The following is a 13,926-nucleotide window of genomic DNA, read 5'->3' on the forward strand; positions in this document are numbered from 1 at the left end:
ATGTTAGGAATATACATGATGTAAATGTTTGGAGAGAAGGAGTGGGTTTCTTTGAAGAAAGTATTGCTTTTTTCCGACCCGGGTATTGATGATTCATTAGCCATTATGTATGCTCTGTTACATCCTCAAATTCAGTTAGTTGGTGTTGTCACAGGTTATGGAAATGTTACAAAGGAACAAGCTACACAAAATGCTGCTTACTTATTTGACTTAGCTAATGTGAAGAATATCCCGATTATAGGCGGTGCACAAGGGCCGTTGTCTGGAGAAATTGTGCCTTTTTATCCCGAGATTCATGGACAGGAAGGATTAGGTCCGATCCAGCCGCCAGAAGAATATAAAGTCAATTTATTAAATTTTGATGAAGTCTATCAAATTATTGACGAATATGAGAATGAACTTATTATTGCTTCAGTCGGTAGACTTACAGATTTAGCAGTTGCCTTTATTTTAGGTGGTGATTATATGAGTAAGGTGAAGGCGATCTATACAATGGGGGGAGCATTTCTAGTACCAGGAAATGTTACAGCTGTTGCGGAAGCAAATTTCCATGGAGATCCGATTGCTGCTGATTTTGTTGTTGAGAAGGCACGCAATTTAACAATTTTACCATTAAACGTTACAAATAAAGCCATCATGACTCCTGAGATGGCAGATTATTTAGATGAAAGTAATCATACGCCTTTTAAAAAGCTGATTAAACCGATTTTTGAGTATTACTATGAGGCGTATAAGAAGAACGTTCCTGGTATACCTGGAACACCTTTACATGATGTCGTAACATTCAGTGCAATTGTGAATCCAACTTTCTTTAAGTATTTAAAACGTAGAGTAAGAGTCGTAACGTCTGGGCAGGTGGCTGGGCAAAGTATTGCTGATTTTAGGGTGAAGCCAGACCCGGAACCAGAAGAAACACAAGACCAAATTGCGATAGAAATGGATTATAAAGCCTTTATTAACGATTTTTTATCAATTATGACACGTGAAAACTCCATAACTTAGGATAACCAATTAGGATTTGGATAGACCGGAAAGACTTACCTACACTATTTTAGTATAAAGTATGATATTTTATTACTATCACTAGATTCGGGTACTAAAAAGGTGGTTAAAGAATGAAAATTGTAACAGCGTCAACTCCGGAACAAGAAAATTTTATCCAAGAACTAGTAAATTATATGTATACAGAAGTTTTTCCTTATTATTTCTCAGATTCGTATATTAAAGAATTAGAAGAATTGAACGTATTGAAACCTACAAGTGATGATTTATACAATGGAACATTAAAAGAAGCGTTTCAACTCATTTCTGGTATGCAGGCACTAATATGTGTGATTGAATCGGTGAGAACAGAGGAAGTAACAGATTATCACCGTGAAATCTTTGATAAAAATATTATGATATTAAAAGAGTACGGCTACAAATTCCCATTTTCGATTGATCATTTCAGTACTCTCAGACAAGAGCCGATTAGTAGTTATTTAAGACCTACAAGTAGTTATTTAATGTAGTAATAAAAAGACTGTAGCAATCTCGCATAGAGTTTGCTACAGTCTTTTTTACTATTTATAGCTCCTTTAAACTGTGTAATCGGTGGACATGCACTTTCCGATTCTATCTAACAAGAGCAAAACCTTATTTAGACCATTCTTCGAACCACTTGCGGAATGCTTCATCTCCTACATTTCCTTCCACTCGTGAAACTTCTTCTCCGTTCTCGTATTTCACAATAGTTGGAGTACTCTTGATACCGTAATCTCTCCAGCCATCTTCAAATTCAAGTAAATTAAATAACGGTAAATCAAAGTCTAATTCTTCAGCCATTGGTACAACAACAGGGGATGTTACTTGGCAGTGTGAGCAAGTTGGGCTATAAAAATATACGGTTAAGCTTTCCTTATTGTTTAACTTCTCTTCAAGTTCATCTGGTAGAATTTGATTTTTATAGTTTGGATCGTCTAACTGTTTAACTGTAGCAGGGTCTAGTTTTGATTTTCCGAAAGGATTTCCTTCCGATGCTTGTTTGTTCGAATAATTTGTCAGGAAGGCTAGTCCTCCGAATAAGATAACGATAATTCCTAAAAAAATAAGTACTTTTTTCAAGGTTATTGCTCCTTTCGAGATTTTAAAATGACGAAATGTAAAACAGTAATGATAGTAAAAGCTGCAAGTGCTAAGAACGGAATGGTGATAAAACCAAACCAGTTAATATATTCTCCTGTACAAGGAACTTGTCCACAAGAGATGGAGTTTTCACCAAGGAAAGCTACCTTTTGAATTAAGTAATGATACAGAGATATACAACCACCAATGATGGAAAGTGGAAGTACATATATTGATAGATGATATTCCTTTCGAACAACGGCCATTCCCATTATAACAACTAATGGATACATAAAAATTCGTTGATACCAGCAAAGCTCGCAAGGTATAAACTTCATAATCTCTGAAAAGTACAAGCTTCCAAAGGTGGCAATTACTGATACTGCCCAAGCAGAGAAAAACAGTGTTTCTTGTTTTTTACTAGTCTCCATATACATACCCTCTTTTTTTAGGCTTTGCTAGAATAAAATTAATTCCTTATATAATAGTATGATAAAACAAATATATATAACAATATATATATAGTTCTATTTTGTAGAGATTTTGTGAAAAATCCTACCTTTTAGTATTTATCCTACTATTTAAAAGGATCAACTATACCAATTTTATTAATATGATATGATACGAAAAGATATGAGAGAAGGAGTGAATTACTTGGAACGTAAATGGTGGAAGGAAAGTGTTGTTTATCAAATCTATCCGAGAAGTTTTATGGATTCAAACGGTGATGGAATTGGTGACATTAAAGGAATTACATCTAAATTAGATTATTTAAAAGAGTTAGGTATTAATGTGGTTTGGTTATCGCCTGTTTATCAATCACCGAATGATGATAATGGCTATGATATAAGTGATTATCAAAACATTATGGACGAATTCGGAACGATGGAAGATTGGGAAGAGATGTTAGCAGAAATGCATAAACGAGGCATCAAGCTCATGATGGACCTTGTTGTGAATCATACATCTGACGAACATGCATGGTTTGTTGAATCAAAGAAATCAAAAGACAATCCGTATCGCGATTATTACATATGGAGACCAGGAAAGAACGGTAAGGAACCTTCAAATTGGGAATCAGCATTCAGTGGCTCAACATGGGAATATGATGAAACGACGGATGAATATTTTTTACATATTTTCTCGAAGAAGCAGCCTGATGTGAATTGGGAAAACCCAACAGTACGTCGTGAAATATATGACATGATGAAGTTTTGGTTAGATAAAGGGGTAGACGGCTTCCGAATGGATGTAATCAATTTCATCTCCAAGGTGGAAGGATACCCTGATGCTTCAAATCCAGAAGGAAAGAAATACGTTTCTGGTCATGAATACTTTATGAATGGACCACGTATTCATGAGTTTTTAAACGAAATGAATCAGGAAGTGCTGTCCAAGTATGACATTATAACCGTTGGGGAAATGCCTGGGGTAACACCAGAACAAGGAATTGAATATACAGCAGAAGATCGCAATGAATTGCAAATGGTCTTTCAATTTGAACATATGGACTTAGACTCTCAGCCAGGTCAAAATAAGTGGGCACTGAAACCACTTCAGTTAACTGATTTGAAAAAGTCATTAACAAAATGGCAAAAAGGGTTAGAAGGCAAAGGCTGGAACAGTTTATACTGGAATAACCATGATCAACCACGTATCGTATCACGTTTTGGGAATGACCGAGAATACCGTGAAATTTCAGCAAAGATGTTAGCAACATGCTTACATATGATGCAAGGTACACCATACATTTACCAAGGTGAAGAAATCGGGATGACGAATGTTAAATTTGATACGATCGATGAGTATAAAGACATCGAGACGTTAAACATGTACAAAGAGAAAGTACATGAAAATGGGGAAGCACCTGAAAAAGTGATGGCTTCGATTTATACAAAGGGTCGTGACAATGCACGTACACCAATTCAATGGGATGACAGCGAAAACGCAGGATTTACAACTGGTACCCCTTGGATTAAAGTAAACCCAAATTATAAACAAATTAATGCGAAACAGGCTGTTGAAGATCCAAACTCAATTTTCCATTACTATAAAACCCTCATTGAATTACGTCGTAAGCATGACATTATCGTATATGGAACATATGACTTGTTGTTAGATAACGATGAGCAAATTTATACCTACACAAGAACATTAGGTGACGAAAAACTACTAGTAATTTGTAACTTTACAGAGGAAACACCTCAGTTTGAACTGAAAAACCGTTTCGAGTTTACAAATAAAGAACTAGTAACAAGTAATTATAATGTGAATCTTGACGAAGACTTTCATTCATTTAAACTCCGTCCATATGAGGCTAGAGTTTACAAGTTAACTTAATAAATATATCAGCGTGCAGACAGTAGTTTGCATGCTTTTTTCGTTTTGTGTTTTTCGCGAGATTTAGGATAATCGCGTTAATTAACTGTAAAATAGCGAATTTTTTTTAAATAATTGCAAGAAAAATAAAATAGAGAAATCCGTTGATACATAATTTTTGAGAGTTACTCTTTACACAAAGAAAGTGTGTGAAATTAACTCACTTCCTCATATTTCTAAGCTCATTGCTCAAACTATACTGAAAGGAGTTGTGTTAAATGGCAAACGTGAATTTAGTTCGAGATATGATGACTGAGAATGTGGCGACAATTAGTCCTGAACAGACGATTCAAGAAGCAGCAAATTTAATGAAGGAATATAATGTTGGTTCGATACCTGTAGTTCAACATGGTCAGATAAAAGGAATCATTACAGACCGTGATATAACGCTTCGTTCAACAGCGGAAGGACTTCCGAGCCACACCCCAGTATCACAGGTGATGAGTACTTCTATCGTACAAGGAAATCCAAGCATGAATGTACAAGAGGCAGTTGATTTAATGTCGGAAAATCAAATAAGAAGATTACCAATTGTGGAGAACGATCAACTTGTTGGAATGGTTTCATTAGGAGATATTGCAACCAATGAAAAATTTGATGAAGAAGCCGAACTTGCGTTAACCAACATCTCAATCCCCTCACAACCTGAAATGTAAAGCTAGTGGCACCTGAATTTTTTCAGGTGCTATTTTTCGACAAAATCCGGGTGGTGCCTGGCACCACCCGGATTTTCTTATGAAAAAAACCTCTGTGCATGCTCCCTGTATTCATGAATAAGTATCTTAATGGGAATACTATAGTGTAAAACAATGAAAATAGGGTATTTGTTTATATAAGCTGTTTCTCCTAGATTTCTTTCTCTATCAAAAATTCGGATTACATAAAAGGTATAGGGAAATGTCTTGGTCACAATAAGATATTAATAAAAAGCAACAATGTTTACGAAAAGAGCCTTAAACAAAAGGGGTTGGTTCCATGACAAAAATTGATTTGACAAAGTTTGAGAAACGAATGATTATCCGAAAAATCGAGGAAAAAGATTTTGATGGAATCATGGAGATGCAAAAGGTATGTTTTCCTGGAATGGTTCCTTGGACATTGGAACAGCTTGAAAGTCACTTAGAGCATTTTCCAGAGGGACAAATTTGTGCTGAATATGATGGGAAAATTATTGGTTCTTGCTCAAGTTTAATTATTAACTTTGATGAATACGATGATAAGCATACGTGGGATGACATTACGGACGAAGGATACATAACCAACCACAATCCAGAAGGCTACAACCTATATGGAATTGAAGTAATGGTTCATCCCGAATATAGAAGAATGAAGGTTGGTCAACGTCTATACGATGCGAGAAAAGAACTAGCACGTGAGTTAAATCTTAAAAGTATCATTATAGGTGGACGCATCCCAAATTATCATAAGTATGCAGAAGAAATGTCACCGAGGCAATATGTAAAAGAAGTATCTATGCATAAAATCTATGACCCAGTTCTTTCTTTTCAGCTTATGAATGGTTTCACACTGATGAGGATAAACCCGAACTACCTAGAGGACGACCATGCGTCATATAAATATGCAACATTAATGGAATGGAATAATATAGACTACCGTGCAAAAACGAAACGACATTTTCAAACGTCTTTTCCAGTACGCATTTGTGCCATACAATATGCAATGAAGCAAATCGAGTCGTTTGAAGAATTTGCGAAACAAGTTGAATACTATACAGATGTTGCTGCTGATTTTGACTCCGACTTCGCTGTGTTTCCTGAAATTTTTACAACTCAATTGATGTCCTTTTTACATGAAAAATCACCAAGTCAAGCAATCCGAAAACTTACAGAATATACAGAGCAATATATTGAGCTTTTCGCCAATTTAGCTGTTAAATACAATATCAACATTATTGGTGGATCTCACTTCGTAAATGAAGATGAAAAAATCTATAATATTGCATATTTATTCCGAAGAGATGGAACGATTGAAAAGCAATATAAGATCCATATTACCCCGAATGAGAAGAAATGGTGGGGAGTTAGTGCTGGGGATGAAGTAAAAGTATTTGATACAGACTGTGGTCGCATCGCGATTCAGATTTGTTATGATATTGAATTTCCTGAGCTGGCTAGAATTGCAACTGACCGTGGTGCTAATATCATTTTTTCACCCTTCTGCACAGAAGATCGCCAAGGGTATTTAAGGGTTCGACTTTGCGCACAAGCTCGTGCAATTGAGAATCAAATCTATACTGTTATCGCCGGAACGGTTGGCAATTTACCACAAGTAGAAAACATGGACATTCAATATGCCCAATCTGGAATCTTTACACCATCTGACTTTGAATTTGCGCGAGATGGTGTGGCAGCTGAATGTAGTCCTAATCTTGAAACAGTTGTCGTTGCAGATGTAGATTTAGAAATATTAAGAAGACAACGAAAAGGTGGAACGGTCAGACAACTGCGGGATCGTCGCCGAGATTTGTATGAAATCCGTTATAAAAAATAGTGTAAGGAAGCGCCGTATGAAGCTATGCGGTGCTTTTGACTTTGTAGTTATTCTCTCCGGAACATTTGCTGTGCCTGAGGATAAACGAGGTGCCCTGAGATTTTTGTTATACCTTTACAAAAAACGGAAAAAGCTACATACTATCTTTACGATTAGTAGTTAAGAGAAAATTGTCATGAAGAAGTACCTTTGTTATTCTATAATTAATTAGTCATGATTCTTACTTAACTTAGAATGACACCGAGGATACATAAGGTAGGAGGAAAAAACAATGAATTGGCGTGATCAATACGAAAGATGGGCAAATTCATATAAATTAGAAACTGAATGGAAAACTGAACTAGAGAACATTAAAGGTAACGAAAAAGACTTAGAAGATCGTTTTTATAAAAGCTTAGAATTTGGTACAGGCGGTATGCGCGGGGAAATCGGCGTAGGTACTAATCGAATGAATACATATACAGTTCGTAAAGCATCTGTTGGACTTGCACAATTTATTTCTGCAGCTGGAGAGGAAGCGAAAAAACGTGGAGTTGCAATCGCGTACGATTCACGTCATAAGTCACCAGAGTTTGCGATGGAAGCAGCAAAAACCCTGGCGAGCTACGGTATTCAAACGTATGTGTTTGAAGAGTTAAGACCAACACCGGAGCTGTCGTTTGCCGTGCGTTATTTAAATGCTTACTCTGGTATCGTCGTAACAGCAAGTCATAATCCACCAGAATACAACGGGTACAAGGTATACGGAGAAGACGGTGGACAATTGCCTCCAGCTGCTGCAGACGAAGTAATTGAAGAAGTAAACAAGGTTGAAAATGAGCTTGAAATCTCTGTCCAATCGGAACAAACGTTAAAGCAGCAAGGGCTTATCAAAATGATTGGTGAAGAAATTGACCAAGCATACACAGAGAAACTAACAACCATCTCTGTTAATCCTGAGTTAGCAGATGAAGTTGGAGACGATGTGAAAATTGTATTCACACCTTTGCACGGTACAGCCAACAAGCCAGTACGTGGCGGGCTTGAAGCACTTGGCTACCGCAACATTATGATTGTTGAAGAACAGGAGCTGCCAGATCCAAACTTCTCTACTGTTAAATCTCCAAACCCAGAAGAGCATGCAGCTTTTGAATTGGCGATTAAAAAAGGGAATGAGAATGATGCGGATATGCTAATTGCAACTGATCCAGATGCAGACCGTCTTGGAATTGCAGTGAAAGGTTCAAGCGGGGAGTATGTCGTATTAACAGGTAACCAAACAGGAGCACTGTTCCTAGATTATCTTTTATCTCAAAAGAAGGAAAAGGGGACTTTACCATCAAACGGGATCGTCTTTAAAACAATTGTTACATCTGAAATAGGACGAAACATTGCCGAAAGCTTTGGTCTAGTTGCAGAAGATACATTAACTGGCTTCAAATTTATCGGGGAAAAAATTAAAGAATATGAACAAAGCGGCGCGTATACTTTCCAATTCGGTTATGAAGAAAGCTATGGCTACTTAATTGGTGACTTCGTTCGCGACAAAGATGCAGTTCAAGCAGCACTCTTAGCAGTTGAGGTTTGCGCATATTATAAGAAGCAAGGACTGTCTGTATATGAAGGATTACTAAATGTATTTGAAAAGTACGGTTTTTACCAAGAAGGGCTAGAATCATTAACTCTTAAAGGTAAAGAAGGTACTGAAAAGATCGAGTACATTTTATCAAGCTTTAGAGCAGAAGCTCCATCTGAAATGGCAAAACGTAAAATTACAACGATTGAAGACTACAAAACAAGCGAACGCGTTCATGTAGAAGCAGGAACAAAAGAATCAATCGATCTTCCGAAATCAAATGTCATTAAATACATGTTAGAAGATGGCTCGTGGTTCTGTTTACGTCCATCAGGTACAGAGCCAAAAGTAAAATTCTATTTTGGTGTACGTAGCCAGTCATTAGAAGCAAGTAAACAAAGCTTGTTTGAGCTAAAAGAAGCTGTCATGGCTCGCGTGAACGAATTAGTTGAACAATAAGAGGATTTAGCTTGGATATGAACCTATCGTTGATATCTAGTTGTTCTTCGTGATAAAGGCATTAAATTTGCTGATAGAATGCAGAGATTTGCCTGATATAGCGTAAAGTAGCTGATTATAATGTTCACTCGCTGATTATATTCTCTCTTCATGTAGTACTTTTTCAAAAAGCGAGGGTTATACCTTGCTTTTTTTTCATAACTAAGGAAATAATAAGACTTGTCTCATCACGGAATGAAAGGAATTGAATAAAATATGACGACAAATCAAGTAGCAATTGTAACAGGTGCATCACGCGGGATTGGAAAAGAGATCGCGTTGCAGCTTGCGAAAAAAGGTATGAAGCTTTCCATTATTGGTAGCTCAGAAGATATTACGAAAACAGCAGAAGAATTAAAGTCAAGTGGATTTGAGGATGTACTTCCTTTTCAAGTCGATGTTGCAAACGAACAACAAATGAATGAAGTTGTAGCGAAAACGATTGCTGTATTTGGAACTGTTGATATACTCGTGAATAATGCAGGAATTGGTTTCTTCAAGTTAGTAGAAGAAACCACGGTTGAAGAATGGAGAAAAGTTTTTGATGTTAACGTACAAGGTGTTTTCGTTGGGTCAAAGGCAGTTCTTCCACATATGAAGGAAAAACGATCTGGAACAATTGTAACCATTTCTTCTGATGTTGGCCGCTACACTATTGCAAACGGTTCAGCGTATACGGCTACAAAATATGCAGTGCAAGGATTCTCGGGCTCACTTGCGCAAGAAGTAAGAGATTTTGGGATTCGAGTTGGAACGATTAATCCAGGAATGGTGGATACATATTTCAACAACTCTGAACAAGGTGTTCCTGAAAAGCAAGATTGGCTACAAGCAAATGACATTGCTGAAGCAGTTGTATATATGGCTTCTGCACCAAAGCATATGCTTGTTGATCAAATTGTTTTACATCCATTAATTCAAAATTATCCAATTGCATAATACAAATCCCTCTTCCAATGGAAGGGGGTTTTTTCTACGACCAAAGTCGTATTCCATTCTCACCCAAAGGATGAATTCATACTTTGGAAATATTGGTATAATGAAGATATGTATAGGTAGGGGTGATTTTGTGCAGATGGAGCGGGGAATGGAAGAACTTCAAACGTTAAAATCAATTGCTGAAATGTTAAATCAAGCGAATGATCTAACACAGATGCTTCCAAGCGTGTTGAAGGAACTTCTTCATGTAACTGGAATTACATCAGGTTGGATTTTTTTAATGAATGAAAAAGGTGACTATACACTTGCAGCAGATTACAACTTACCAGAAGGACTTCTCTGGAAATATAAAAAGCCAATGTGCGAGGGTTCGTGCTGGTGTGTAGATAAATATCAAAAAGGTCGTTTAAATCGTGCGGCGAACATTATGGAATGTAAACGAATTGAAAATGTAATTGAACATAGCTGGGGAGATACAGAAGGAATTACACACCATGCAACGGTTCCTTTGCGTGCAGGAAATGAAAGCTTCGGACTTTTGAATGTGGCTTCACCGAATAAAACATATTTTTCACAAGAAGAATTAGCTTTACTCGAAGCAATTGCCTTTCAAATCGGTACTGCCATAAAGAGAATTCAATTAACGCAAAAAGAACAAGAGTTAGCATTGATTGCAGAGCGCAATCGATTAGCCCGTGATTTGCATGACTCGGTAAATCAGTTGCTTTTTTCATTAATGCTAACCGTGCGTGGAACACAGGAAATGACAAATGAACCTGAAGTGAAGGAAATGCTTAGTTATATTCAGGAATTGTCACAAGAAGCCCTTCAGGAAATGAGGGCCTTAATATGGCAGTTACGTCCACAAGGCCTAGAGGATGGGATAGGAAGCGCACTTTGCTCATACGGAAAAGTATTAGGGTTAGAGGTTCAAGTGGAAGTAAAAGGTGTACTTGAGCTCCCTAGTAAAATTGAAGAAGCAATGTGGAGAATTGGTCAAGAGGCGTTAAATAATTGTAAAAAGCATGCTGTTATTAAGGCTTGCAATGTTGAAATACAAGTGAAGGATAAAACGGTCATTATGACAGTTCGTGATGAAGGCTGCGGGTTTCACTATACTGAAGGGGGAAGTATGCCAACACTCGGTTTAGCAGGTATGAAAGAGCGTGCTGAATTTTTAGGAGGAAGTTTTAATGTGATAAGTAAGGTTGGTGTAGGAACTTCGATTCAAGTTAATTTACCGATTTAGGTAGAGAGGGGAAATAAGATGTCTATAAGGGTATTGATTTGTGACGACCACCATGTTGTTAGACGAGGGTTATTATTCTTTTTAAAAACGCAACAAGATATAGAAATCGTAGCAGAAGCTACAAACGGGAAAGAAGCAGTGCAGCTTGTAGGTGAACATCTACCTGATGTTGTATTAATGGATTTAGTGATGCCAGAAATGGACGGTATAGAGGCAACTAAGTTAATTAAGGAACAACATCCCTTAACAAAGATTATCATCTTAACAAGCTTTTCAGATAAAGATCAAGTAATACCAGCAATTCGAGCAGGCGCTACAGGATATCAACTTAAAGATATAGAGCCAGATGAACTCGTTAAAGTAATACGCTCTGTTTACGAAGGAGAAAATCAGTTACATCCAAAAGTAACCAACCATGTAATGACACACCTTGTGCAAGGTGAAACCAAAGAAACTAACACCTTAGACGAATTAACGAAACGTGAACTAGAGGTATTAGTTGAAATTGCACGAGGAAAAAGTAACAAAGAAATTGCCGCAAGTCTTGTTATAACCGAAAAAACAGTCAAAACACACGTATCCAACATTCTATCCAAACTCGAGCTACAAGACCGAACACAAGCAGCCCTTTACGCTGTGAAAAACGGAATAGCATAATCTACTTTAACACAGTAAAGGAGTGGGGGCCTGTCCCCCACTCCTTTACTGTGTTAAAGTGTTATTCCATGCACACGAGTTGTTCCATGTCGATGGATTGTGATTCAAGTGCGTGGTCGATGTATCTGAATAGTGAATGTAACGTTGTTTCAATTATTTTGTAATCACGCGAGAAGTTGTATGCGTGAAGGAAATGTTCGATTTTTTTTGAAAGGATATTGTCTTTTGTCCTCACCATTAGGATTAATAGGTTATCCCATTGGGAACGGTGTGTATAGTAAAGGGCTCTGTCATAATCGACAATATTCATGGTTGTTGCCTCCTTCTGGTCGATCAACATCCATATTGTACTCCAAGACCATTTGCGCTTAATAAGCAGTTTATCTTTTAAGGAGTTAGTTATAGTGTGCTTGTTTTACTAATAATTAAGCAATGGGATTATTGTTAATGTTGGAGAGTGAAGGGGAGATTTTCCATGATAGTAAATAACATATTTGCGCAAGTTATGGATAAAGCAAAAAAAGGAGCCTGAACTTGTGAAACATACGTTAATGGTATGTATGTTACTTGTTTTTGTTTTTCAGTCACATACGTACGCCAAAGAACAAAAAACAATTGTTCAAACAAATGAAGTTTATACCTTTGATGATCTGACAGAAGATTTATTTCACCTGCAAAAGACGTATCGCGACTCTTTAGAGGTAAAACTAATCGGTCACTCGACGTTTCATAAGCCTATTTATGCTGTCAAAGTAGGGAACGGAGAACAGTCAATTTTCATCAATGCGTCTCATCACGGTAGGGAATGGATGACAAGTATGCTTGTCATGAAGATGATTGAAGATTATGCCCGGTTCCATAAAAATCATACAAGCTACGAAGGGTATAGTACGTCCATTCTAGATAACGTATCGATATGGTTTGTACCCATGGTCAATCCAGACGGAGTAGAAATCCAACAAACGGGTCTATTTCAAAAAGCTCACAAGGAAAAACTTCAACAACTTCTGATTATGAATGGAGGAGCTATTGATTTTTCCAGATGGAAAGCAAATGGTACAGGAATAGATTTAAACCGTCAATACGGAGCTGGTTGGGAAGAACTAGAAGACAGTGCCCCGTATCCTTTTTATCAGCTTTACAAAGGAAATCAACCGTTCATAGCCCCAGAAGTACATGCACTAGTTAAATTTACTGAAGAAATTCAGCCTCTTATCGCAGTCTCTTATCATACATCAGGAAGAGTGTTGTATTGGTATTTCCAAACGGAAAAACCACACATTAAACGAGACAAAACAATTGCGAAACAAATATCAACTATTACAGGATACAAACTAGATAAACCAGTACATACAGCTATAGGTGGTGGATATACGGATTGGTTCATCCAAACCTACAAAAGACCAGCCATGACAATTGAAATAAGCTATGAAGTTAATGAAACAAATCCACCATTATCCGTTTTCCAAGAAGAGTGGGAACGAAACCGAAAAGTCGGATTACATTTAGCAAAAGAAGCTCTCCAGTTAAAATAACAAATGAAAGAATAATTCCTGAAAAATTGTACAAAACTACAATCAGTAAAAAAAATTGGAGGTACTACTATGCATAAAAGGATAGCACTCCCTCTCATAAGTTTTGCTTTTATCATTGGACTAATGGCATCATACACATTACAAGACTATATTGGTATTGCCCAAGAGCCTGATTATGCAAAATGGGGTAACATGGCCATCACAATTGTAAAAGAAAACTATCCAGATGCTGAAGTGAAAGAATATAAATACGAAGGTAGAAAAGCAGTCAATGTAGAAAAAGCAGAAGACTCGTTTACTTTTGATGTAAAAAAAGGAACTCAACCAGTTAAGGTGAAAGTTGTTGTTACGTTCAATCCGAAACTAAATTCATTAGTTACTCTTTCGCTAGAAGAAATTAAACAACAATAAATGGCTACCTATTTAGGTAGTCATTTTTTCTAAGGCTCTTTTCGTATCCATCTCTAACTGTTTCGTAAAACAACAATCATGCGAAAATA

Annotated in this window: 14 protein-coding genes; 11 read left to right on the forward strand and 3 right to left on the reverse strand. The window is 37.0% G+C overall.

Features of this window, described 5'->3' with window-relative positions; translation table 11 throughout:
* The first annotated feature begins 51 nt into the window (after positions 1–51).
* Both JR050_RS05100 and JR050_RS05105 read left to right on the forward strand, forming a co-directional pair.
* Complete coding sequence (locus JR050_RS05100; protein WP_204202429.1) at positions 52–1,002, forward strand: nucleoside hydrolase; 951 nt, start codon at positions 52–54, stop codon at positions 1,000–1,002.
* A gap of 113 nt (positions 1,003–1,115) precedes the next feature.
* Positions 1,116–1,511, forward strand: coding sequence for a DUF5365 family protein (locus JR050_RS05105; RefSeq protein ID WP_204202430.1), 396 nt, complete (start codon positions 1,116–1,118; stop codon positions 1,509–1,511).
* A 124-nt stretch (positions 1,512–1,635) separates the two neighbouring features.
* Here JR050_RS05105 and JR050_RS05110 read toward each other — a convergent pair whose 3' ends face one another.
* Complete coding sequence (locus JR050_RS05110) at positions 1,636–2,103, reverse strand: thioredoxin family protein (protein ID WP_204202431.1); 468 nt, start codon at positions 2,101–2,103, stop codon at positions 1,636–1,638.
* A 2-nt stretch (positions 2,104–2,105) separates the two neighbouring features.
* A complete protein-coding gene (locus JR050_RS05115; protein ID WP_204202432.1) occupies positions 2,106–2,534 on the reverse strand; it encodes a disulfide oxidoreductase in 429 nt (142 codons plus the stop codon).
* 223 nt (positions 2,535–2,757) lie between these two features.
* Between JR050_RS05115 and JR050_RS05120 the strand changes: the two genes are divergently transcribed.
* From JR050_RS05120 to JR050_RS05150, 7 genes are all read left to right on the forward strand, one after another.
* A complete protein-coding gene (locus tag JR050_RS05120) occupies positions 2,758–4,443 on the forward strand; it encodes a glycoside hydrolase family 13 protein (RefSeq protein ID WP_204202433.1) in 1,686 nt (561 codons plus the stop codon).
* A 266-nt stretch (positions 4,444–4,709) separates the two neighbouring features.
* Positions 4,710–5,138: a CBS domain-containing protein gene (locus JR050_RS05125; protein WP_204202482.1), complete on the forward strand. Its 429-nt coding sequence runs from the start codon at positions 4,710–4,712 to the stop codon at positions 5,136–5,138.
* Positions 5,139–5,457: 319 nt separating this feature from the next.
* Positions 5,458–6,993, forward strand: a complete 1,536-nt coding sequence (locus tag JR050_RS05130; RefSeq protein ID WP_204202434.1) for a bifunctional GNAT family N-acetyltransferase/carbon-nitrogen hydrolase family protein — start codon at positions 5,458–5,460, stop codon at positions 6,991–6,993.
* 271 nt (positions 6,994–7,264) lie between these two features.
* Positions 7,265–9,007 (forward strand): phospho-sugar mutase, encoded by a 1,743-nt coding sequence (locus tag JR050_RS05135; RefSeq protein ID WP_204202435.1) that lies wholly within the window; start codon positions 7,265–7,267, stop codon positions 9,005–9,007.
* A gap of 255 nt (positions 9,008–9,262) precedes the next feature.
* A complete protein-coding gene (locus tag JR050_RS05140; RefSeq protein ID WP_204202436.1) occupies positions 9,263–9,985 on the forward strand; it encodes an SDR family oxidoreductase in 723 nt (240 codons plus the stop codon).
* A gap of 136 nt (positions 9,986–10,121) precedes the next feature.
* Positions 10,122–11,234, forward strand: a complete 1,113-nt coding sequence (locus JR050_RS05145; RefSeq protein ID WP_283244052.1) for a GAF domain-containing sensor histidine kinase — start codon at positions 10,122–10,124, stop codon at positions 11,232–11,234.
* An 18-nt stretch (positions 11,235–11,252) separates the two neighbouring features.
* Complete coding sequence (locus tag JR050_RS05150; protein WP_204202437.1) at positions 11,253–11,891, forward strand: response regulator; 639 nt, start codon at positions 11,253–11,255, stop codon at positions 11,889–11,891.
* Positions 11,892–11,952: 61 nt separating this feature from the next.
* On the opposite strand, the gene JR050_RS05155 is transcribed toward JR050_RS05150, so the two are convergent.
* A complete protein-coding gene (locus JR050_RS05155) occupies positions 11,953–12,201 on the reverse strand; it encodes a YhdB family protein (RefSeq protein WP_204202438.1) in 249 nt (82 codons plus the stop codon).
* A 226-nt stretch (positions 12,202–12,427) separates the two neighbouring features.
* On the opposite strand from JR050_RS05155, the gene JR050_RS05160 reads away from it, so the two are divergent.
* Positions 12,428–13,426 carry a M14 family zinc carboxypeptidase gene (locus JR050_RS05160; protein WP_204202439.1) on the forward strand — a complete coding sequence of 333 codons (999 nt, stop codon included), beginning with the start codon at positions 12,428–12,430 and terminating at the stop codon, positions 13,424–13,426.
* Positions 13,427–13,495: 69 nt separating this feature from the next.
* Positions 13,496–13,837: a DUF3889 domain-containing protein gene (locus tag JR050_RS05165; protein ID WP_204202440.1), complete on the forward strand. Its 342-nt coding sequence runs from the start codon at positions 13,496–13,498 to the stop codon at positions 13,835–13,837.
* Positions 13,838–13,926 lie beyond the last annotated feature (89 nt).

The sequence above is a fragment of the Bacillus suaedaesalsae genome, from assembly GCF_016890225.1.
GTDB classification, from domain to species: domain Bacteria; phylum Bacillota; class Bacilli; order Bacillales; family SA4; genus Bacillus_BS; species Bacillus_BS suaedaesalsae.